The sequence below is a fragment of the Paraburkholderia bannensis NBRC 103871 genome, assembly GCF_000685015.1.
GTDB classification, from domain to species: domain Bacteria; phylum Pseudomonadota; class Gammaproteobacteria; order Burkholderiales; family Burkholderiaceae; genus Paraburkholderia; species Paraburkholderia bannensis.
The window spans coordinates 14,736-36,486 of sequence record NZ_BAYA01000036.1; the positions used below are offsets into that span (position 1 = coordinate 14,736).

Consider the following 21,751-nt stretch of genomic DNA (forward strand, 5'->3'; position numbering starts at 1 on the left):
TGCGGGGCACGGGCCACCGGGATGCTCGCGCGGCATGACGGGAGACGCAATGTCGATGAACTGGTACTGGCCGTCGGGCCCGATACCTCCCGCATGCGGGAAGCAATCCTTACGAAGCTCCAGTCCCAGACCTGGATTACCAGTATCTCGATCGACGACAGCCAGGACGCGTTCCACATTTGACGGCCCCAACGGCGAGATTCAGCGAGGCTCGCCGTCGGGTTCTGTTTCGATGCAACTACCCGCGCTTATGGCCTCGCTCTAATGGGCACATGGGCATGCTTTCTGCTCGCCAGCCGCATACCCGACAAGACCCCGAACCGGATATTGGAATCGCGTGCGCGGTGTCTGATTGCCCCAATCATCGTTTCGCCCGGAGCGTGCTCCGCCCTGCAAGGATGCAGCCATGGTTACCGCCCGATCCATTGCCTCCCTTTCGTTGAGCTTCGGCCTCGTGTCGATACCGGTTCGCCTGTTCAGCGCGACGGAAAGCTCCGCCACAATCCGGTTCAACCTGCTCGCGCCCGATGGCTCCCGCCTCGAGCAGCAGTACGTGTCGAGAAGCACGAGCAAAAAGGACGAGCGTGCGGAAATGACCAAGGGTTACGAGTTCGAGAAGGGAAAATTTGTGGTCTTCACGCCAGACGAACTCAAGGCGCTCGAAGAAAGCCCCACCCACCTCGTCGAGATCGTGGCGTTCGTGCCCGATAAGGCGGTCGATCCGCTCTACTACGACAGGGCGTACTTCATCGCACCGGACAAACGCGGCGCCAAGCCCCTGCTGCAACGCGCGCTTCAGGCGAGTGGCCGCTGCGCGCTTGCCAGCTGGAACAACAAGGGCAAGACCTGCATGGTGCAGATCCGCGCAACCGACGACGGGATGGTGTTCCAGCAGCTGTTGTGGAGCGCGGAAGTCCGCTCGCTCAAGGATGGCGACGTCGAACACGCCCCGGTTTCCGCCGCTGAACTGAAGCTTGCACTTCAGATCATCGCCCAGGGCGAGTCTGACAGTTACGACCCCGACCAGTATGAAAACGTCGAGCAAGAGCGCGTTCTCGCGGCGATCGACGCAAAGATCGAGGGGCAGCAGATTGTCGCGTCAGCCGAAGAAAGCGCGCCCTCGGGTGGCCAGGTCATCAACCTCATGGACGCGTTGCGGGCAAGCCTGACCGGCGGCGCCAAAAAGAAGGCTTCCGCAGCCAGGGCCACGGTCGCGGAGGTGTCGCCCCTTCCTGCCGCGAAGCGCACCCGCGCGGTCAAACGCGCCGAGGTGACGCCAGCAGCCGCCCCGGCTAAACGGGCCCGAAAGTAATGCGCAACGCCCCTGTACACGGGTACTCGATCCGGGATCTGCAATCCCTGCTGGGCGTCTCACGCAAGGTGCTGTCGAGCCTGATCAATGCCGGCTTCGTCACGCCGACACGCGGACACCGGAACGAACTGCGCTTCTCTTTCCGCGATGTCGTTTTGCTTCGCATAGCATATCAACTGAAGGCGGCGAGAATTCCGGGGCGCCGGATACTTCGCGCACTGGCGCGACTGAAAAGCGAGCTACCCGACAGCACGCCGTTTTCCGGCCTTCGGATTAGCGCGGTCGGCGACACAGTCGCCGTGCGCACGGGCGCAACCCAGTGGGACGCAAACTCCGGGCAACTGCTGCTGGATTTCGGCGATGCCGGCAATCCCGAAACCCAGAATCCCGTCAGCCGGATGGACAGTTCACCGGCCGTTCTTCAGGATCGCGCGCGACAGGCGGCGAGCTGGTTCGAAAATGCAGAAAGGCTGCACGAGATCAATCCCATGGACGCCGAGCGCGCGTACCGAAAAGCCATCGCGCTATCGCCTCAGCCGCACTATCACGCGTACGCGAACCTCGGTGCGCTGCTCGCCAGCAGTGACGATCGTTGCGCGGATGCGCTGACGGTCTTCGAAGAGGCGCTAACGCATTTCGAGGATGCAGATCTGTTGCATTACAACCGCGCGGTGCTGCTTGAACACGCTGGCCAGTTGCGCGAGGCCACGCGCGGCTATCTGCGCTGCCTCGAGGTGAATCCTCATAGCGAGGATGCGGCCTTCGGCCATGCCTCGATGCTCGAACAACTCGGCGAACTTGACGGCGCGGCACAGGCCTACATCAAGTGTCTTCAGATCAACCCGAACCACGGCGAAGCCATGCGTCATCTGGAGTCGTTGATGAGCAAGCTCAAGGGTGATGCGCGCGCGGTCATCCGGCACCTAAGTGCATGGCGGCGCTCGATAGTGTGAGGAGCTAGCTACGTCGACAAAAAAGCTGTCATCCCTCTGGTATGCAAAGGAGCCACACCATGAAGTTCGTTTGGCGCTGCTTTACGGTCGTACACGGCTTGATGGCCGCCCTCTTCACGTGCGCCGCCCTGATGCTGATTGTCATTGCGGCGCGGGCAGGATGGACGGCGTTCATCGCTCAGTGGGATCCGGCGAGTGCGCAGTCCATCATCGAGGCGCTGGGGCTGCTGGCCTGCGCTGTGGTCGCCATGCAGATCGCCGAGACCATCGTGGAGGAAGAGGTCATTCGCGAGGCCGATGTCAGCGGCCCGACGCGTGTGCGACGCTTCTTGTCGCGATTCATGGTCGTCGTGGTGGTTGCGCTTGCCATCGAAGGACTCGTCGCGACGTTCAAGGCGCTCCATCAGGATCCGACACAGCTTCGTTACGCGGCGGAGCTGATTGTTTCCGCCGGCATCCTTCTGGCGGCATGGGGGTTGTTCGTTCACCTCAATCGATCAGCGGAGGAGCTGGAGCCCGAGGCAATGGAGACAGCCAAGCGCGAGGACGTGAAGGTGCAGCAGTAGTCCGTATGCGCCTGGCGATCGTCGGGAGGCCGGGTATGGGCGCACCGTCGCTCGCTCTGCTGCTTGGGGCACGCAGAACGCGGTCGTGCGTGCCAAAAAAAGTGCCGGCGTCGGCCGGCACAAAAGTCGCACTTCATCGGGGTTGAAGCGCGACGGGGTAAATCATGAAGATCCGTCACAACGTGAATCAGGACATCCAGTCATGACGCTAAGCCAACGCATCGCTGCGATCAATCTCGCAAATACCTATGGCGAACTGCGTGACGCAATGGATGGCTTCTGGGATGAGGCCATCGCCGGGCCCCCGGAGATCGAAGGGTGCGCGCCACTCAGGAGCAGCCTGGACAACGGTATGTACGATCACGCCATGGCGGCCCTCGGGCATCTCTCCGGAACCTCCGGCGCAACTTACTCCGATCTTCACGACGTGCTCGCCGCGGCTTCGCAGCGAACAGCACACATAAGCGGGTCGTCTACAACGAACACTGGCCATTGACGAACTGTCCCGCGAGTATGCACGGAATACGGTATCGGGCTGCCAGTGAGGAGCGACGCGCTATCTGAGACGCTTCATTGCCCCTGCCAGCGTCTGGGCCGTCGACCAGTACTCGGCCCATGGATCCGTCGGCTGAAAGCTCAGGTACTCGCGCGCCGTCTGCACGTTCCACTGGGCACCGCCTTTGAGTTCAGGCAGTTGCTGCCACGCTACGGGCATCGACACGCCCATGCCCGCCCTCGCCCGCGCAGAAAACGCGGCCCCGTCGCCTGGCCGATTCCGTTGCGCAGATAGTCGACGTAGACCTTGCCGATCCGGTTCGATGGCCCCGATGTCGCCGAGAAGCGCTGGGGAATGGTCTTCGCGATGTGTCCGCCGAATACCTGCGAAAAGTCTTTCACCGCGCTGTATCCCAGACGCGGCGCAAGCGGCACGACGATATGCAGGCCCTTGCCTCCGCTCGTCTTCAGCCACGCTTTGAGTTCAAGCTCGCCGAGCAGCGTCTGCACCAGCAGCGCCGCTTCCTGAACATACGCCCACTTCACGCCCTCGCCCGGGTCAAGGTCGAAAATCACCCTGTCAGGACGCTCGATGCGTGCGACCGTCGAGTTCCAGGTATGAAATTCGACGGTGTTCATCTGGGCCGCCGACAGCAGTGCCTCACCCGTATCGATCGACAGCAGAGCGGGATGATCCGGCCACAACCGGCGATCGTGCAACGTCACGCCCGGCATGGCGGTTCGCTCGGCGTGTTTCTGGAAGAATAGTTCGCCGCTGATCCCCGCTGGCGCGCGACGACCCGCTCCGGATGGGTGATCTTAAACGCAGGCGACGATACCGGCGCGCCCGTCTTGCCGCCCTCCCGCACAACCGCCGTCGCCGGCTTGTCAAGGCGCAGTCCCTTGAACGCGGCCTGGCGCACGACGCCGTCCGCTGTCCACTCCGCGAACTCCACTTCGGCAAGCAGCCGGGGCTCGACCCACCGCTGTGTGCCTGTGGCGCGGCGCGACCAGCGGCGTGCCTTCGCCGCGGTGACGTCGAACGGCGACGACTGGATTTCCAGCGGGGCGAGGCGATCCCAATATGTCGCGCGCGGTGCGGGAATCCCAGCCGGTGCCGACGCTGCCCGCGTCATGCAGCTTCCCCGCATCGTCGTAATAGCCCAGCTGGAGGCTGCCGATCTCGCCGTCCTTGCTCCCGCGGGCAGTAGAGCCGCAGACGACCAGCTCCTGACGCAGGCGCGCCTTGGCCTTCAACCGAGACTGGGTGCGTCCAGATTCATACGGCGCATGGCGTCGCTTGAGCATGAGCCCTTCGAGTCCGAGACTGGCGGCGGCCTCGAACACCGCCGCGGCGGGCGCGTCGAACGCCTCGCTCAGGCGCAGATGCTCGCCCGCGTGTTCCAGTACCTCCGCGAGCCGGGCGCGGCGCGCCCATAACGACACCTTCCGCATGTCGCGGCCGTCGACATACATCAGATCGAACAGGAAATAGACAATGTCCCGGTTGGTGTGGACGTCCATCGCGTTCCGGAGTGCAGAAAAGTTCGGCAGGCCGTTCTTCAGCATGACAATCTCGCCGTCCAGCCATGCACCGGGAAGGGCCAGCGCCTTGCGTTCGTCGCACGGGGAAACGTGCCGCCCAGTCATGACCTCCTCGCGTAAGGAGCCGAACGTCCCCATCATCGATACGCCCGAGCAGCCGGTAGCCATCCAGCTTCATCTCGATAATCCAGTCTCCGCCAGTGGGCAACGACGACGCCAGTGTCGCGAGCTGGGGCTCGATCTTCGAAGAAGCGGCGCGCACACTGCCGCAGAAAGGTCTGCGGGCGCTGGGTGGGCGGATTTAGATACTGGCACCTTCGGCTCCCGCTGTTCAAGCAGTCCCAACGGATGCGCGACGACGCTATCTGGCAGTACCTTGACGTCGTCGTACTCGGAAAGCGGTCTTGCCCATTCGTCGCGCTTCTTGAACAGGAGCCATTGGTCTTGCAGGTCGCCTGGTTTGGCGATCCGCACCAGTTCCCACAGTCCTGCGAGCTTTTCGCCATGAAGGCGGAAAACGAGTTTTCCCGACTTCATGCCGGCTCCTGGATCGCCCTGGGGTTCCCAGGTGCCTTGATCCCAGACAATGACGGTGCCCGCGCCATACTGTTTTTCGGGGATGGTGCCCCCGAAGCTGGCGTAGTGGAGGGGATGATCCTCTACATGCACCGCCATGCGCGTGACCTTCGGGTCGAAGCACGGCCCCTTCGGTACCGCCCAGGAGAGCAGCACGCCACCGGCTCCGAGGCGGAAGTCGTGATGCAGGTGGCTCGCCCAGTGTTTCTGGATACAAAGGACGGCGCCGCGCGTCGACCGCGCGCCGTTTTTTTGGGGGCGACAGGCTCGGGCGTGGCGTCGAAATTTCGCTTGCGTGAGTATCGGGTGAGCGGGCCGTCACGATCGGCAGTAGCATTCGAGTGCAAAGCTCGTGCCACAACACCGGACGCGCAGCCAGTTGCCAACATGGTCGAACTACATATTCGACTTTCTGTATGGAAAATTATCCACACACCAGCGATTGGACATGCTCCGGACCGGTTGTCGCTCGGTGGCCGCGGGGCCGCCGCTTCTTGTCGTCGACGATTACCGTTCCGGTGCGGAAACTATTACTGCATCAGTGATCATTGCAGGATACGAGGCGGCGTAAATGATGGATGGACGTAGAGCGAATTAAAAACGTCTCCGTTGCGATCTTAATTTTGTAACAACGCGCCGGACGGCGGCCCGCCTGTGCCGACGGGCTCGCACCTGCAAGCAGACTCGGCACGGACATTCGCCAACGTCCAAAAACTGCGGTGTCGACCGGTCCTGTCATCTAACGAGGGATCAGTGAAAGGCCAAATTAAGCTCAATAACGGTCCTCCGCGCCACCCGGCGTACCGCAATCATCATCGAAGAACGACCGCTTGCTATTCATGTATACCAGCGTGACGCCGTTATACTGAAGTCAGCTCGACTAGGAAGGCCTTCGCTTGGCTCCCAACGCGCCTCACAAAAGCGGATCATAATGGTATCTTTTGATAATCAATCGGAGCATAGCCGAAGTTCCGCCTTGGATGGCGAACTCATCAACGCGCAATTCCACGCGTTTTCGCGGCAAGTGCCGCTGCTCTATTTCATACTTCTGATCAACACCGGAGCAGTTGCTTATACACATCTGCGCGACTCACCCAGGTGGCTTTCTATCTATATCCCAGGCGTCCTGTGTTCCATCGGTTTGACTCGCCTCCTCGTTTGGCTCGGCCGCCGTCGACGCCATCGTTATCTGACGGATCGGGAAATCTACCAACGGCTCTCGTTGGCAACCTGGGTCACCGCCGCGTTTGGGGTCGGGTTTACAGCCTGGGGATTTGCGCTGTACCCGTATGGCGATGCTTACGCGCGCGTACAGATTGCCTTTTCCATGGCCATTACCGTCATAGGGTGCATCTTTTGCCTCGTGCACCTGCGTAGGGCCGCGCTTTTGCTGACGGCGATCGTGGTCATCCCTTTCACGATATTTTTCGTCCGCACGGGGAATTCGGTTCTCGTAGCCATCGCATTGAACATGTTGCTTGTCACGATTGCCATCCTCATGATGATGCTCACGCATTACCGGGACTTCGCGAGCCTGATTCAATCCAGAAGGGCTTTACAGGCGCTTAGCGATACCAATTCTAGACTTGCAAACCTGGATGCGCTGACCGGATTGCCGAACCGGCGGTCGTTTCTGGAGCGGCTCGATGAACTCTGCGGTGAGATGGCCGATGGCTGTAAGACATTCGCGGTGGGCGTAATCGATCTCGATGGTTTCAAACAGGTCAACGACCTCCACGGCCATCCGACCGGAGATCAGGTGCTAGAGGAGGTCAGCAGACGGCTGACGCGGCTCCAATCTCCAGAATGCACGTTCGCGCGCCTGGGCGGTGACGAATTTGGGCTTGTGGTGACCGGCGACACGCAGATCGAAAGCCTGCAGACGCTTGGAAATATGATATCCAAGGTACTGGAAGCACCCTATCGTTGCGCAGGTGCAAGCATTCGGGTAGCAGCATCGCTGGGCATTGCACAGTTTCCCATCGCCGCAACAACATCTCAGCAATTGTTCGAGCGTGCGGACCACGCCCTGTACCACGCCAAGGAACACGGGCGCGGTGGCACCACGATTTTTTCCAGCGAGATTGAAAGCGCGATCCGGAGGTCAAACGTGATTGAGCAGTTACTCCGCCAGGCTGACCTGTCTCGCGAGATGACCCTTCATTACCAACCTATTATCGACGTGACGAACGGATACGTCGTGTCGTTTGAAGCTCTGGCACGCTGGCGGAACACTACGTTGGGTGATGTTGCGCCGTCAGAGTTCATAGCAGTCGCGGAGCGGAGCGACCTCGTCCATACGATTACACTGATACTTCTTGGGAAAGCCCTTGACGCACTGCGGGAGGCTGAGCCCCACGTTCGAGTGTCGTTCAATCTGTCCGCCCGTGACATGAACTCGCCTGACACGATTTTTTCCGTCATGGACATGATCCGGAAAAGTTCTGTCTCGCCAGAGCGTCTGACGATCGAGATTACCGAAACCGCGGTAATTCTCGATTTCGATCGGATGCGAAGCGCGTTGAATCAACTTAAACAGTTCGGCGTTCACATCGCGCTCGACGACTTCGGCACGGGATTTTCGAGCTTGCATTGCATTCATCGGTTGCCACTCGACAAGGTGAAGATCGACCGTAGTTTCGTTCAGGAGATTGACTCTGATGTTGCCGCCCAGGACATTGTGCGAAGCATTATGGGTATGTGTAGAAATTTAGGACTAACATGCGTGACCGAAGGAGTAGAGACTGAGGCTCAATGCAAGGCGCTGCGTGAACTTGGTTGCAATGTCATGCAGGGTTATTTGTTCGGGCGCCCGGTACCTGCGCTGACTTCGTCTTTCAGAAGGCCGTTGTTCAATGCAGAGCAGACTCTTGAATGACAAATTTTGAGCGATGGCGAAAGGCTGTTCATGGCGGTGGACGCACTGCGTGCGTCCAATACGTGGGCCCCGGGCATTCCACTTACCCGACTGTCCGAATTTGCGCGACCACCTCTTTTTTCCGCTCATCCCGTGAAGCCATTCGCTGAATGCGAGCCCGACCCGGTCCACCTGCTTGCACCACTTACAAGCGCTATGAATCTCGCTGTAAGCATTCCATCCCTGATTGATCGCGCTCGCTTTGAGCGCGATCACAAATTCGCGACTAAACTGGCGACACTGCGCGGAAAAATCATTTGCAAACGACCGAACTTGCCTGCAGCGATGTACTCAAGCCAGTTCAAATGGCGCTGACGTCCGCATCCTCGCGCGCGGGGACGGGCAAACGTCGGCACGGGAAGTCAGCGGTTCAGGTGGAGCGGGCCGGATATCGCCGCGTCGTAAAGTGTCGTTCCTTGTCGGGGATGTTCATGACAGCAAGAAAATCGGTGTGGGCGGGCAGCCTTCTCAGGGGCCTGTGCGCCGCCATATTCGCTGCTGGCACAGCCAGTGCGCAAGCCGACCAGTTCGGAATTCAGATCGGCCCGGGCGTGGCGGATCACGATGTCAAGAAGCTCGACTTCGGGCTCGTCTGGGACCCTGGTTTGCAGTGGTGGCACATCGTGGGCTTTCACTTTACCCTAATCGGAGAGTTTCACGGGGCCTACTGGCACCTCAGTGAAACTGCCGCCACACAGCCGACCATCTGGGAGTTCGGTATGACGCCGGTCTTCCGAATCATCAAGGACACCGGTTGGATCCGTCCGTACTTCGAGGCGGGTGTGGGCGTACGCATGCTCACGCACGTCGAGCTGACGCCGGACCGCACGCTGTCATCGGCCTTCCAGTTCGCGGATATGGTTGGCGTCGGCGCACAGTTCGGCGCGCACCAGAACTACCAGGCTGGCGTGCGCTTCCAGCACATCTCGAACGCCGACATCAAGACGCCGAATCCCGGGCTCAACTTCACCTCGGTTTACGTGCAGTACAACTTCTGAGCGTGTTCCGCTTTCCCTTTTTGCCTCGTGCAATCCAGCTGCGCCTCGCTGGCGGCGCTCTTCCGCCTTTACCCGCTACTGTCCGCCGAACTAAAGATGTTGCGTTTCGCGAAGTAAAGTAGAAGCTTCGCCGAAATTCAGGTGAATTTTCGCAATCGAGGAGCAATATTTCTCCGAAAATCAATTGATTGCGTGTCTTGCGAAGTAGGGATAAACTTTGTTGCTTCCCCGGATTGATATGATTCGGCGCGTTCGGTCTCGCGTGTCTCCGTGAATGCCGGTTTAGTTCGGAATGCGATGCCGTGCGAGGAGCCGGTCCCGTTCTCTATCGTTCGGTCGCGATCCGCATAGTTGTGGCGGATGGCAGCGGTCGTTAAGGGTTATTGGACGTCTGTCGTCATTCACATGGCTGTGAGTTTGCCGCGGCGGCGTGCGGACAGGCGTCGAATGAGCCTAGAGAATTCTAGCTAACGTAAGTAGAGTAATTTCCAAGATCGCGCCATTGGGTTTGCGGTCTATATCTTAGCGGCGATATCTCGCTATCGAACACTCTGATTGCGCTGAGACGGACGGCTTTTCACGCTGGAAACCATGGGTTTATTTTTGTATCCTTTTGAACCGCCCGTCACTATATAGCGGGTTTTGTCTATGGCACATACCGGAAACACGATGGCTACTGCGAAAAAGGATGTAGTAAAACAGGCCGAGGCGCTTTTCGACAAGTCCAAGTCCTCAGCGGCCGCTGAAAAAGTCACGTCTCACTATCAGACGTTACTGGCGCAACGTGCGGAGCTGGAAGCACGGATCGCGGCCGTGCGGGAAGCAGAAGTCGCAGGCGTGATGGAACAGATTCGTCAGCTTGTTGACGAATACGACCTGCACGACCAGGTTCAGTTCACACGTGCACGTGCGATCGGCCCGCGTGGTCCAGGCGCGCTTCGAGGGCCGGTCGGAGCAAAATACCGCAACCCCCAAACAGGTCAAACGTGGAGTGGACGCGGTCGCGCACCTGCGTGGATCGAAGGCAAGGATCGAACCCAATTCCTGATCGACTGATTGTCAAATTCGCCCAGCAAAACGCGGGGCTTTTTTCTACAGTTGAACTGCCCGCAGATTTGGTTCGCTGGAATATCAGTGAGGCTTATGCTTGCCGAAGTGTGTACGCATTCCAGTGGATCGCTGTCGTCGTTCATAATCTAGCAGTTCCAGTGACGCTGCTAGCGTAGCCGAAGTCTTTCGGAAATCAGGGAGTTCGATAACGCGATTTCGCCCGGCGCGCTAAAGATTGCCGTTGCGTGCTCGGTCAGCCATTCGTGCACGACCTCGTCGGTGCCAGTCGCTACCGCAGCATCCAGTCGCGCGGGGCAAGCGACCGCGCGCTTGAGCGCATCCATGATCTGACTATCCGTGAAACTCGACTTCTTCATTGCGAAGAGCTCCCTTTGCTGGAAATTCTACTTCTGATCCCGCTTACCGGACGGGGGTATTACCGTCGGATTTGCCAACACAGTGGAACAATGTTCGGGCCTGTGGCGCGGCTTGTTGTCCGCGCTTACTTCGATACCACTAGCGAGAAGCATGCCCATAGCGCGCGGGAGTATCGCTCGCCTTGCGAGTTCCGGCGCTCAATGGATTCAGCAACCTTGGTGTGAAGCTGTGTCCGAAATTACAGAGGCAACTCCACAAGGGCGCGCCCCCTCAATCGCAGGTACAAAAGAGACCGTAGAACTCTCTTCTGGCTCTTGAATCTCGCTGGCGGAGCCCATAGATGGTGACCCCTGAACAACACAACGCGTCTGAAGGCGCGATCTGAGGCGCTTGCCGACGTGCGAATGCACGCACTCCTCCACCAAGGCGATAGAGATGATTCGCTACCCAGAAAACGATAAAGCCGGTGTCGCTAACGAGCAATCGGTTCCGGATACGCTTCAGGGCAATGCCTTGCTCACCCAGCTTGTCGTGGAGCGGCTGAATCTTGGGATATTCGTACTCGACCACAAGCTCAATGTTCTGCTGTGGAACCGGTTCATGCAGGATCACAGCGGCGTTGGCGCCGAAGACGTGATCGGCCGCCCGGTGTTGGAGTGCTTTCCCGAACTGCCCCGTGCCTGGCTTGAGCGCAAGGTTGAAAGCGTATTCAAGCTCGGCGGCTTTGCCTTCAGCTCGTGGGAGCAGCGCCCATATCTGTTCCGCTTCGATCACGACCGGCCCATCACGGGCGGCGTCGATTACATGCAGCAGGACTGCACCTTCATCCCGCTTCTGCGCGATCGCGAAGTGATCGCCGTGTGCGTAACAATCACCGATGTGACGCACGTGAGCGTGATGCAGCGAGAGCGCGAGGATGCCGTCTCCAGGCTGCGCGAATACGCCAACCGCGACGGTCTGACCGGCATAGGCAATCGCCGCTACTTCGAGACGCGTCTGGCCGAGGAATTCTCGCGCTGGCAGCGTTACGGTGGCGAGCTTTCGGTGCTGCTGTTCGATCTCGATCACTTCAAGAAAGTCAACGACGATTTCGGCCACATTGTCGGCGACACAGTGCTGCGCACCATGGCGCAGCGAGTGGCGGGCGTGGTGCGAAAAGAAGACATCTTCGGGCGCTTCGGGGGCGAGGAATTCGCGCTACTGTTGCCCTGCACGCCCATCGACCATGCTACACATGTAGCCGAAAAAATCCGCCGCACGATCGGCGACACTCCCGTGGAAGTTCAGGGCGAGGTCATCGCGGTGACGGCAAGCGTTGGGGTGACGTCCGCCAGACACGGGACGCCGGATCCGGAAACCTTTATCAGTGAAGCTGACGCTGCGCTCTATGACGCGAAGCGCCGCGGACGCAACCTCGTCGTTGTAGGCTGCAAGTCCCATCTATTTGGCTGCGAATGGGAATCCGCGCCCTGATGCGGTCGGAAAGAACCCGGGCGGTGCCAGCAGACTCGACAAGTTGATGATCAGCAGCTAGCAAGTCGCGCACGAATAGCCACGACATAAACATGCTTTGCCTAAATGTTTCGGCGCATATCGCCAAGCGTCGTCCTTCGATTCAGGCTGCATCTCATACCAGAATGAGGTCGGATGAAAAAAGTGGAAGCCAACGTTTCGTAAAATCGTGAAACGGAGGAATGAATGAATCGAATCCCAAAGCGGTGCGTGCCTTTGAGTTCGCCGTTGATCGGAGCGCCTGCGGCCTTTAGAATGCCGCCTAGGATGATGAAGGGATGAATCCACGTGCCGCTCATTGTTCCTGTCTCCGTTTGTGAACCTTCAATGTCCGGTCAGGAGCCGGCTGCCGAGCGCCAGGACAAGCGCGGGAAGCATGACGACGACGCCGACCTTCAGGAACTGCATGAAGCTCACTTCCTCGCCTTCCCGTCGAATCGAGGAGAGCCAGAGGATCGTCGCGAGCGAGCCGGTGATCGAAAGATTCGGGCCAAGGTCCACGCCGATCAGCAGAGCGTCGATGACGCGCTCAGGACTGTGCGCCTGCAAAGCGGTCGCGCTGGCGATCAGTCCGGCAGGCAGATTGTTGATCGCATTGCTTCCGAACGCGATGACGAGACCGGAAGCGGCCGCCGTCATTGGCTGATTCTGTTGGCTTGCCTGCCGCAGAAACGCCGAGAGCTCGCGGATGACACCGGTATGATCGAGCACTTCGACTAGCACGAAGAGGCCCGCGACGAGCGGCAACGCGCTCCACGATATTTCGCTGACCAACTCCACGGGTGACTGGCGCTCCTTGATCAGTACAACCACCGCCGTGAGGATGCCGAGAATCGCAGTGGGCAGGCCGAGTTGCAGATCGAACGCCGAGACGACCAGCAGTGCGATCGCAGTCACGCCCGTGCTCGCCAGCGTCAGTTTGCCGTTCGTGCTGAGTGGTTCGACCAACAGGTCGCGCGCGCAGGTATCGCCGAGATTTGCACGCTGCGTCCAGCGCAACATCAAGAAAGTGGCGACGATCGACAACACCGAAGGCAGGGCGAAGCGCGCGACCCAAAGACCGAGCGCCGGTGTGTGGTTCGCATAGAGCACGAGATTCGCGGGGTTCGAGATCGGCAGGACGAAGCTCGCCGCATTCGCGATGAACGCGCAGACGTAGAGCAGGGGAAGCGGCTTCGTTTGCGCTTTTCTGGCGGCAGCAAACACTGCGGGCGTGAGGACGACAGCGGCTGCGTCGTTCGACAGAAAGGTCGTCACGACGACGCCAACGAGATAGATCAGCAGAAAGAGCTTGCGAGGCGATCCCTTCGCAAAATTGACGGCGTGCACCGCCACCCAGTCGAACAAGCCTTCACGACGACCCAGTTCCGAAAGCAACATCATGCCTATAAGGAACAGATAAACGTCCGTGCCCTTGCCGACCGCTTGCCACGCAAGATGGGCTGGAAGCAGCCCGAGTGCTACGAGCATCACGGCGCCGGCCACGGCCCAGATCGCTTCGGGCCAGCGAAACGGCCGCAAGATGACGCCGGCAGTTGCGGCGAGCGCAATGCCCCATGAGAGAAAAATCGGATTCATGTCGCCAGAGGGGAATCGTTGTTGATGCCGCGGTTGATGCCGCAAGCTTTTTTTAGCATGGTGCCGAAGAGCAGCCACAGCGCCAGTGATCCGGTCGACACAGCGCCCAGCACGAGAAAAGCAGTCGCGTAGCCAAAGTGCTGGGCGAGCACGCCGCCGAGCGCTGGACTCAACGCTGCGCCGATTCCCTGCACGGTCATGACCACGCCCTGCCCGACATTCACCCGTCCCGTACCCTGCAACAGACGCACGACCAGCCCAGGCACCGCGACGCTCTGCAAGCCCGCGCCGATGCCGTCGAGCGCCTGCACCGGCCACACGCCCCACGCGGTGATGAACATTGCGGCGGTCATGCCACGCAGCGGCAGCGCGAGGAAAGTGATCAGAATCACACCCCAGTAACCGATGCGCTGAATCAGGCGGCTCGCAAAGCAGGCCGCGACGACCATCACGAGTTGCGCGACCACGATGGTCTGCGCGGTAAAGGCGCTCGGATCGCCCTGATGCTCGGCGACGACCGCAATGCCGTAGAGCGGCAGCATCGCCGCATTGCCCAGATGGAACATCGCGAGCGATGCGGCGACCAGCAGCAAGGGCCGGCAGGTCAGCAATACGCGAAAGCCGCTCGCATGCTCATGCTCGGGGGTCGACGCGCCCGACGTTGATGCTCCGAGACCGCGTGCGCTGTCGTGGTCGATCGCGTCTCGCCGGATCAGCAGCGTCGAGATGACCGTGAGGATGCCGAACACGGCGGCCAGCACGAACACCGCGCCGAATCCGTAGCGCCATCCGAGCCAGCCCGACAGCGCCGCGCCGACCACGTTGCCCGCGTGATTGGCCACCTGATTGCGGCCGAACTGCCGGTCGAACCCCTTCGCACGCACGATTCCAAGCGTCACGCCGGCAACGGCGGGACCCAGCGCGGCCCCCGTCACGGCGGTGAGGATCTGCGACGCCGCCACCATCCAGTAACTATGCGATACCCACAGCACGAGCGATGCAAGCGTCGTCAACACCCCCGCGATGACAATAATGCCGCGCTTGTGATGCGTGGCATCGACGAGAGCGCCTGCCGGAGAAGTCGCGAGCATGCCTGCGATACCGCCCAAGGTCATTACCGTGCCGATCGCCTCGGGATGCCAGCCATGCGCCTGAAGAAAGACGCCAAGGAATGGCCCGATGCCCGCCTGCACATCGGCCATGAAGAAGTTCAGTCCTTCGAGCGCGTACTGAGGGTTCATGGCTCACCCGTCTCACCAATGGCGTCCATTCTTGTTGGGCCCGAACTGCGAGCCGACGATGCCGTGCTCCGCCCACGCTTCGACTGCATGCGCATCGATGCCGAGCGCCGAGTGATGCTTGAGGTGCTTGTCCGCGTGGCCCGCTGCCGACAGTGCGATGGAATCTTCGCCGCTTCGCCCGTCGGCGGTGCGGGCGGTCACCGTCAACGGCAGCCGATCATTCGCGGTGGCAGCAGGCAAAGGCGCTTGCCATATTCCGGCTTCGTCCGCGCTCCGGGCAAACGTGATCGGAATGCCGTCGAGACTGCCGGTGATCGATACAACATCGTCATCGGACACCAGCACGCGCACACATTTCTCGTCCGATGGCCTCGGCACCGACCGACTGCGATGCAGCCGCCAGTCGGCCGGACGCGTGATCATGACGAACGGCCACGCGGCATCGAATGGGTGAAATTTCCAGCTCACGGCCCCGCCGTCCACCGCTACCACCGAGAACCCGGGCCGACCGTTGTCTTCTTCGATCTGTCCGGTGGAACGGGTCGATGCGTAGATCACCCAGCCGTCGTTGAGCAACTCGTTGTAGTGCGTGTGGCCGGTGTCGACCATGGCGACGTTGGCGCGGGCGAATGCGTACGCCAGCGCTTGCCCATCGGCAATATCGCCCGGATAGGCGTGCATGAACACGACGGGCGGCTCACGATCCCGCAAGGACGACGCGAGTTCCGATTCGAGCCACTGATGGTCCGCGTCCGACAGCCTGAAGTCAGGACCGCCGCGCCCCGCCGATACGACATCCAGAAAAAAGCATCGGTGGCCGTAGATGAGGCGCGACATCCGCAACTGAGCTTTCGCAAAGGCGTTGAACGCGTCGAGGTTGCGCGGCTCGTAGTCGTGGTCACCGGGAATCGCATGGAGCGGCAGCTTCAACGCCGACACTTCACCGGCGATCCGACGATACTGCTCGGGCGTTCCGTTGTTCGCGTTGTCGCCCGGCAGGAAAGCGAAATCGACACGGTCCGACAAATGGCGATTGACCAGCCCGATCATCGACTTCAGATGGTCGAGGCTTTCATAGCCGTCGTCGTTCGACGCATGGAGGTCGCCGAAGTGTACCCAGCTCAACATGACACTCGCTCCATAGTGAAATGCAGGCTCGTCAGGCTGCCTGCGATGCATCGACGAGTTCGGCTATTTCGTCGACCTCGATCGTGCGACCGTGCCGGTTCCTGACGCCGTGGCCCCAGGCGTGAACGTGTGCGCCCGGCGTCAGGTAGTCGGCCAGTTCGGCGGCAGCGTGAGGCGGCATGCGCAACGATGTGCCATCGTCCAGCAGCGCCCCGCGCAGTTCGCCTTTCGGGCCGAAGAGCGAAAGCACCACTTCCCCGGATGCATCCATTGGCTTGCGTTCGACATCCGGCTTGTGGTGCGTTTCGCCGTTGAGATGCGGACCTTCGTCGAGAACTACGAGACCGCTCCGGGTAGTCAGTGACACGGCAGCGATCATGTCGGCATCGCGAGGCTTGACGCCGCGCACGCGAACGATATCGCCGGGCGCGACGTGACGCGCGAGTTGCTTCGACAGATGCGGAGGAAAGTGAACCTGACGCGCGCCGATGACGAGGCCGTCGATTTCACCGTGTGGGTTCAGTAGAAAGCGTGTGACCTTGCCACGTGTCTCCGGAAGGCTTGTTGGGTCGATCCAATGCATGTTCTTTGTCCTTTATGAAAGTGCCGACTTAAGGCATCGGCGTGTTGCGATCGTAGAGTGGAGTGAGGTTGCCCGGCGAGCCGAAAGCCGTCGCCTGGAGCGCGGTGCCGTATTGATTTCGTGTGCCATAGCCTTGCGCCGATACGGTCGCGCCCTTGCGCATGAGCGTCGCAAACTGTTGAGCCACGGGCGGCGTGAGTTTGATGACCGTGCCGTCGGAGAGGATCACGCCATCGGGTTCGCCGCGCGGCGCGGTCGTGACGTGCGCCACCTGTCCTTGCGCGCTCAGACGCGAGAGTCCTGCTCCGCGCTCGCCGCTCGGCATCGGCGGTGTGCCAGGCATCGACGGTTCGTCGATCACTTGCCGGCCGGTTTGCGTATCGGTGATGCGCTGCGCCGCGAAGCTGCCGCCTTCATCGCGCCTGCCGCTCACTTGAACAAGATCGCCGCGACGAACTGCCGCCGTCAGTTGCGCGCTCATATGCGGCGGAAAATGCACGAGGGTGCCGTCGTCGGTCATGAATCCATCGACGTCGCCATCCGGATTGGTGAGAAAGCGCGCGACCTTGCCTTGCGCGGTTTCGACCGGAGCCGCGTCGGCAGGCGGAGGTACTTCGGCGACGGGAGACGGGGGGGCCGATGTTGCAGCGGGCTGAGGTTGAGTTTGTGCCGCACAGGCGGCGCTCGCGGTGAGCACCGCGGCGAACACGGCGATTCGCCAGCTGGGATATCGGGTCGATTGCATGATTCACTCCTTTTGCGTAGCGAGGAATCATTTGCAAGAGCTATGCCATTCGTGAAACGCCGGTGGCTCAACGCGTTATCAGATCAAGCCGTGTGGAAGTGTCAGGGAACCCGACAGCATATGTCCGGTTCGTTGACGGTGTCGGCCTTACGTGGAAGCCTCTGACAAACCCAGCACCGACATGCGCGTGTAAAGGGACTGGCGGCTGATGCCAAGCCGCCGCGCCGCCTCGGCGCGATTGCCGCCCGATGCTGACAGCGCATGAACGATCAGCGCGCGCTCCAGTTGTGCCACCGCTTGTGGCAGGGGAAGGTCGAGCAGCGCCGGAGGAATCGCATCATCCGCGCTATCTCGGGTCGTGGTCAGAAACGCGAAGTCATCGCGCGTCAGTACCTGAGCGGGAGCGAGCGCGCTTGCCCGCTCGATCGCATTGGCCAGCTCGCGGACATTGCCCGGCCAGGTGAAGGTCGCTAGCAGGCGCTGTGCATCGGCTGAAAGATGTTTGCGCGGGATCCCGGCCGGTGCGCCCGCAAGGAAGTGCTCGGCGAGCGGCAGGATATCGGTCACGCGCTCGCGCAACGGCGGCAGATGCAGCGGAATTACATTCAGGCGAAACAGCAGGTCCCGGCGGAACGTGCCCGCCTCGACCATCGCAGCGAGATCGCGATGCGTGGCGGCGACCACGCGCACATCGACCGTAACGATCCGGTTCGTGCCCAGCGGTGTGAATTGCCGCTCCTGAAGCACGCGCAGGAGCTTGGCTTGCATGGGAAGCGGCATGTCGCCTACTTCGTCGAGAAAGAACGTGCCGCCATGCGCTTCTTCGACGCGCCCTCGCCTGTCGCTCTGTGCGCCCGTGAATGCGCCTTTGCCGTGCCCAAAGAGTTCGCTTTCGAGCAGCTCGTCGGGAATGGCCGCACAGTTCACCGCGACAAACGGACCGCTCGCGCGCGCCGACGCACGGTGTAGTACGCGCGCTGCGATTTCCTTGCCGGTTCCCGTTTCGCCGGTAATCAGCACCGTCGAATTTCCGACAGCCGCGCGGCCGAGGCGCTTCTGCACCTCACGCATGGCCTCGCTCACCCCGAGCAGTTGCGGTTCATCGGATCGAGCCTCGTCGACGAACACGCGCGTAGCGGGCGTGTCGACCCGGGCCGACAGAATGCGCGTGAGCAGCGCCGCAATCTCGTCTCGTCCGACCGGCTTGGTGAGGTGCTCGAAAGCGCCCAGCCGCATCGCACCGATGGTATTGTCGCTCGTCGCGTGCGCGGTGAGCATCACGACCGGCACAGTCAGTAGCCCCGGCGTCTTGCGCAGCGTTTCCAACACGACGAGGCCATCCGCGCCTGGCAAGCGGAAGTCGAGAAAGATGCAGTCGGGTGCAGGACACTCGCGCAACTGCTCAAACGCATCGTCGCCTGAGCGGGCTTCGGACGGCGAATAGCCGAGGTCCTGCACGGTTTCCGCGAGGCCTTCGCGGAACGCGTCGTCATCGTCGATGATCAGGATGGTCGCCATGGCAAGTCGATCACAAAGCGTGTCAAGTTCGAATCTTCCGCAAGGTAAGCACGGCCTCCGTGCGCCGACGCAATTTCACGCACGACGGCGAGACCGAGACCCGATCCGTCGGGGCGGCCCGTCACGAACGGCTCGAAGATCCGCTCGCGTTCGACGGGGCTTACGCCGGGCCCATTATCGATGACTTCCAGTCTGAGGCGCTCACCGTCTTCCGCAGCAGTGCCGTACGTGCGAACCGTCACTCTTCCGCCTGACGGCGTGTGCCTGAGCGCGTTCACGAGCAGGTTGTCGAGCGCCCGCGCCATCTGCGCGGGATCGAAAGCCGGCTGCGTCGGGCTTGGTGCGACTTCCGCGCCGAGCGTGACATGCCTGCCTTCGGCGCGCGATTCATGCATATGAACTATATCGTCCAGCCACGCGCGCAGATCGACCTCGCGCGCGTGGACCGTCACGGATTGCGTCAGTGCAAGCAGGCTCGTCACCTGCAACTCGATGCGTCCTACTTGCTCGATGATTGTCCTCAAGGCGGCCTCGCGGCGTGCACCGTCACCCGCGAGCGCATTCTCCGCCTTGAGTCGCATCGCGCCCGCCGGATTGCGAATCTCATGCGCGATTTGCGCCGCCATCTTCCCCAATGTGCTGAATCGCTCGGCCTGCGCGAGTTGACGGTTCAGCGCGTCGGTATCGTGCTTGAGTTGCTCGGTCCGCTCGCCATAGCGGTTGAGCGCGTCGACGATCGGGTCGAGATCGCGCTCGCCGAAGCGCGCGAGCTGCTTACCCTGCTCGAATCCGCCGTCCGGAGCAAGCGCGTGTTCCAGCCGTGTGAGGTTCTGACGCCATCGCTTGAGCGTCAGCGCCAGAAATAGCGCAAGCACGACTATGACGGCGAGCACGCCCGCCAGAATCGCGGTGGCGCGCTCGCCGTAGGGTCCAAGCGGCGGGCGGGCGCGCGTGAGCGTCCATGCGAGCAGATCAGCGTGACGCGAGACCGGACAGGCGACCGCGAGCACGGCGTCCGTTCCGCTCGACACGATTTCGGCCTGCAACTGTCGGGCACTCACAGCGCTTTTCAGCGCGCGAAGAATAAGTGGTGTCTCGGCTTCTGGAATATCGCGTTTGACGCCGCTGCCTCCGTAGGTAGGAAATGCGTACGCAATGAAGCCATTGGGCGCCTTCGAAGGCGGGGCGCTGGTCCAGAAGCCGCCTTCGACGCCATCGGTCTGAATCAGCACCAGATCAAGCACCGCGTGCATCAGGTCGGTGTTGGTTTCGCCCGAGCGCTGCATCGACAGGTCATAGCGCGATGCTACCGCGGTGCAAGCGGCCACCGCCTGCTGCTTTGCGGCGATGACGCGCTCGCTCAGCGCCGACGACAACATAAGCCATATCGCGACGCTCAACAGACCGCACAGCACGGCGATGAGAATCCAGAGCGTAAGGAGCTGAGTGGAAAACGACGGTCTTGGCATAACTGCATCATGTGCAAACGGAGGTGGCCAACTGTGGAGCAAGTCCTTTGCCAAGCGCGGCGCATCGAAGTCGGGGAGCATGTTATGGCCGGTTGCTGCGGGGAAGCCTACGTCCCGACGCACGGACAATGAAGCGCGCAAATAGCCGCACATGGCTGAGACGGAATGGACACCGCCCACCTCCGATCACGAGCGAAGCTGCGTGTGCGGTGGTCGATGTATGCCGAGCCGTTGTCCGATGCCATTCGATGGTCTGCGTAGCCTGCGTGGTGCCGGCTTGACGGCAGCCAGCATCACGTTGCGCACCACATCACCACTATGGCCGCCAGTCGTCGCCGCACAGCTAATGGCTTCCCGGTCTCAGCAGTCCAGCGCGAACGTGATGCGCAGCGGCGTACCATCGTCGCACCGGAACTCAAAGCCATCGGAGCACCAGCGGGTGTTGCTACAGTCAACAGCCACGCGACCATCATGCCGTCGACTGTCTCGTCGCACTCCGGGGCTCCGCAGCAGCAACTGATGCTCACGCATACCCGATACACACGCTTGTGATCGACGCACGGCGCGCTGGTCTATTCTCGACTTCGGCACAGCAATGCCCAGATGCGTCAGTAGCCGTTGCCAACTGAGCGAGCGAACCCGTTTGGCTGCTACACCAGAGCGCGCCACGCCGAAAACTTCGCAGACCGTTTTCAAAGGTCGTCCCCCGGCAGCAAGGGCGAGCGCGCAATCAGGTTTTTTGAGCGGCCCCAATCCACACCTTCTTTCAGGATTTCGACTTCCATCGTTTTTTCCCGAGTAGTCGTTGCAGCTTCTTGATTTCCGTGATGGCCGTCGCCAACTCGGATGCGGGCACAACAGATTCACCTACCTTCACCGCTGCCAGACTGCCTTCTTGGTATTGCTTGCGCCAGCCGAACACCTGGTTGGCATTCACGCCGTCCCGACGCGCCACCGCTGACGGACGCTCCCGGCTCGCGTGTTTCCTGCACTGAGGCAACTTTTTCCTGCGCGGTGCGCCGGCGACGGCGCTCCGGCTCGGTCAGAATTTCGATTGATTCCACGTAATGACTAGGCGTCCTATTATGCACAAGACTATGTCTATTTTTAAGAGAGTGCCTGTGTCCTCAGATACGTGGGGCTGCTCCTGTCGGGACGTGAGTTCGCCGCGCTCCTTAAGAAGCCTC

General features: G+C 61.0%; 20 protein-coding genes and 2 pseudogenes. 8 read left to right on the plus strand and 14 right to left on the minus strand.

All coding sequences use genetic code 11. The features are described 5' to 3' along the window. Positions 1-406 precede the first annotated feature (406 nt). The 4 genes from ku to BBA01S_RS33760 all read left to right on the plus strand — a co-directional run bounded on the left by ku (position 407) and on the right by BBA01S_RS33760 (position 3,327). Positions 407-1,312, plus strand: a complete 906-nt coding sequence (gene ku / locus BBA01S_RS33745) for a non-homologous end joining protein Ku (protein WP_027820287.1) — start codon at positions 407-409, stop codon at positions 1,310-1,312. Further along, positions 1,312-2,265, plus strand: a complete 954-nt coding sequence (locus BBA01S_RS33750; RefSeq protein ID WP_027820288.1) for a MerR family transcriptional regulator — start codon at positions 1,312-1,314, stop codon at positions 2,263-2,265. Before ku ends, BBA01S_RS33750 begins: the two co-directional genes overlap by 1 nt. Positions 2,266-2,324: 59 nt before the next feature. After that, positions 2,325-2,831, plus strand: coding sequence for a hypothetical protein (locus BBA01S_RS33755; protein ID WP_027820289.1), 507 nt, complete (start codon positions 2,325-2,327; stop codon positions 2,829-2,831). 202 nt (positions 2,832-3,033) lie between these two features. Further along, positions 3,034-3,327 (plus strand): hypothetical protein, encoded by a 294-nt coding sequence (locus BBA01S_RS33760; RefSeq protein ID WP_027820290.1) that lies wholly within the window; start codon positions 3,034-3,036, stop codon positions 3,325-3,327. Positions 3,328-3,387: 60 nt separating this feature from the next. On the opposite strand, the gene BBA01S_RS48670 is transcribed toward BBA01S_RS33760, so the two are convergent. From BBA01S_RS48670 to BBA01S_RS48255, 5 genes and pseudogenes are all read right to left on the minus strand, one after another. After that, positions 3,388-3,558 carry a hypothetical protein gene (locus BBA01S_RS48670; RefSeq protein WP_407668357.1) on the minus strand — a complete coding sequence of 57 codons (171 nt, stop codon included), beginning with the start codon at positions 3,556-3,558 and terminating at the stop codon, positions 3,388-3,390. Continuing rightward, a complete protein-coding gene (gene ligD / locus BBA01S_RS48240) occupies positions 3,537-4,106 on the minus strand; it encodes a non-homologous end-joining DNA ligase LigD (RefSeq protein ID WP_407668358.1) in 570 nt (189 codons plus the stop codon). Before ligD ends, BBA01S_RS48670 begins: the two co-directional genes overlap by 22 nt. After that, positions 4,049-4,477, minus strand: coding sequence for an ATP dependent DNA ligase (locus tag BBA01S_RS48245; protein ID WP_322787849.1), 429 nt, complete (start codon positions 4,475-4,477; stop codon positions 4,049-4,051). The genes ligD and BBA01S_RS48245 overlap by 58 nt, the downstream gene beginning before the upstream one ends. 157 nt (positions 4,478-4,634) lie before the next feature. Then, positions 4,635-5,039, minus strand: a pseudogene (locus BBA01S_RS48555) (ATP-dependent DNA ligase); the annotation flags it as partial. A gap of 6 nt (positions 5,040-5,045) precedes the next feature. Continuing rightward, positions 5,046-5,750 (minus strand): DNA polymerase ligase N-terminal domain-containing protein, encoded by a 705-nt coding sequence (locus BBA01S_RS48255; RefSeq protein WP_245641670.1) that lies wholly within the window; start codon positions 5,748-5,750, stop codon positions 5,046-5,048. 673 nt (positions 5,751-6,423) lie between these two features. On the opposite strand from BBA01S_RS48255, the gene BBA01S_RS44000 reads away from it, so the two are divergent. The 3 genes from BBA01S_RS44000 to BBA01S_RS46240 all read left to right on the plus strand — a co-directional run bounded on the left by BBA01S_RS44000 (position 6,424) and on the right by BBA01S_RS46240 (position 10,418). Further along, positions 6,424-8,325 carry a putative bifunctional diguanylate cyclase/phosphodiesterase gene (locus tag BBA01S_RS44000; RefSeq protein WP_042298354.1) on the plus strand — a complete coding sequence of 634 codons (1,902 nt, stop codon included), beginning with the start codon at positions 6,424-6,426 and terminating at the stop codon, positions 8,323-8,325. Positions 8,326-8,621: 296 nt separating this feature from the next. Next, positions 8,622-9,362 carry an acyloxyacyl hydrolase gene (locus tag BBA01S_RS33795; RefSeq protein ID WP_322787850.1) on the plus strand — a complete coding sequence of 247 codons (741 nt, stop codon included), beginning with the start codon at positions 8,622-8,624 and terminating at the stop codon, positions 9,360-9,362. Between the two features lie 669 nt (positions 9,363-10,031). After that, entirely contained in the window at positions 10,032-10,418 is a 387-nt protein-coding gene (locus BBA01S_RS46240) for an H-NS histone family protein (protein WP_084162709.1), read from the plus strand. A 161-nt stretch (positions 10,419-10,579) separates the two neighbouring features. Here BBA01S_RS46240 and BBA01S_RS47695 read toward each other — a convergent pair whose 3' ends face one another. Further along, positions 10,580-10,756, minus strand: coding sequence for a hypothetical protein (locus tag BBA01S_RS47695; RefSeq protein ID WP_167336072.1), 177 nt, complete (start codon positions 10,754-10,756; stop codon positions 10,580-10,582). A 469-nt stretch (positions 10,757-11,225) separates the two neighbouring features. Between BBA01S_RS47695 and BBA01S_RS44005 the strand changes: the two genes are divergently transcribed. Beyond that, positions 11,226-12,263, plus strand: a complete 1,038-nt coding sequence (locus BBA01S_RS44005) for a sensor domain-containing diguanylate cyclase (protein ID WP_084162710.1) — start codon at positions 11,226-11,228, stop codon at positions 12,261-12,263. Between the two features lie 363 nt (positions 12,264-12,626). Here BBA01S_RS44005 and BBA01S_RS33815 read toward each other — a convergent pair whose 3' ends face one another. The 8 genes and pseudogenes from BBA01S_RS33815 to BBA01S_RS46245 all read right to left on the minus strand — a co-directional run. After that, positions 12,627-13,880 (minus strand): arsenic transporter, encoded by a 1,254-nt coding sequence (locus BBA01S_RS33815; protein WP_027820296.1) that lies wholly within the window; start codon positions 13,878-13,880, stop codon positions 12,627-12,629. After that, on the minus strand, positions 13,877-15,121 hold the full coding sequence (locus tag BBA01S_RS33820; protein WP_027820297.1) for an MFS transporter: 1,245 nt from the start codon (positions 15,119-15,121) through the stop codon (positions 13,877-13,879). The genes BBA01S_RS33815 and BBA01S_RS33820 overlap by 4 nt, the downstream gene beginning before the upstream one ends. Before the next feature lie 12 nt (positions 15,122-15,133). Then, complete coding sequence (locus BBA01S_RS33825; RefSeq protein WP_245641667.1) at positions 15,134-16,300, minus strand: metallophosphoesterase family protein; 1,167 nt, start codon at positions 16,298-16,300, stop codon at positions 15,134-15,136. Next, entirely contained in the window at positions 16,281-16,832 is a 552-nt protein-coding gene (locus BBA01S_RS33830) for a hypothetical protein (protein WP_027820299.1), read from the minus strand. Before BBA01S_RS33830 ends, BBA01S_RS33825 begins: the two co-directional genes overlap by 20 nt. A 28-nt stretch (positions 16,833-16,860) precedes the next feature. Then, positions 16,861-17,577, minus strand: coding sequence for a hypothetical protein (locus BBA01S_RS33835; RefSeq protein WP_027820300.1), 717 nt, complete (start codon positions 17,575-17,577; stop codon positions 16,861-16,863). Positions 17,578-17,724: 147 nt separating this feature from the next. Further along, a complete protein-coding gene (locus BBA01S_RS33840) occupies positions 17,725-19,095 on the minus strand; it encodes a sigma-54-dependent transcriptional regulator (RefSeq protein WP_027820301.1) in 1,371 nt (456 codons plus the stop codon). Further along, positions 19,080-20,564 (minus strand): sensor histidine kinase, encoded by a 1,485-nt coding sequence (locus BBA01S_RS33845; protein WP_027820302.1) that lies wholly within the window; start codon positions 20,562-20,564, stop codon positions 19,080-19,082. Before BBA01S_RS33845 ends, BBA01S_RS33840 begins: the two co-directional genes overlap by 16 nt. A gap of 185 nt (positions 20,565-20,749) precedes the next feature. After that, a pseudogene (locus tag BBA01S_RS46245) lies at positions 20,750-21,619 on the minus strand (transposase); the annotation flags it as partial. Positions 21,620-21,751 lie beyond the last annotated feature (132 nt).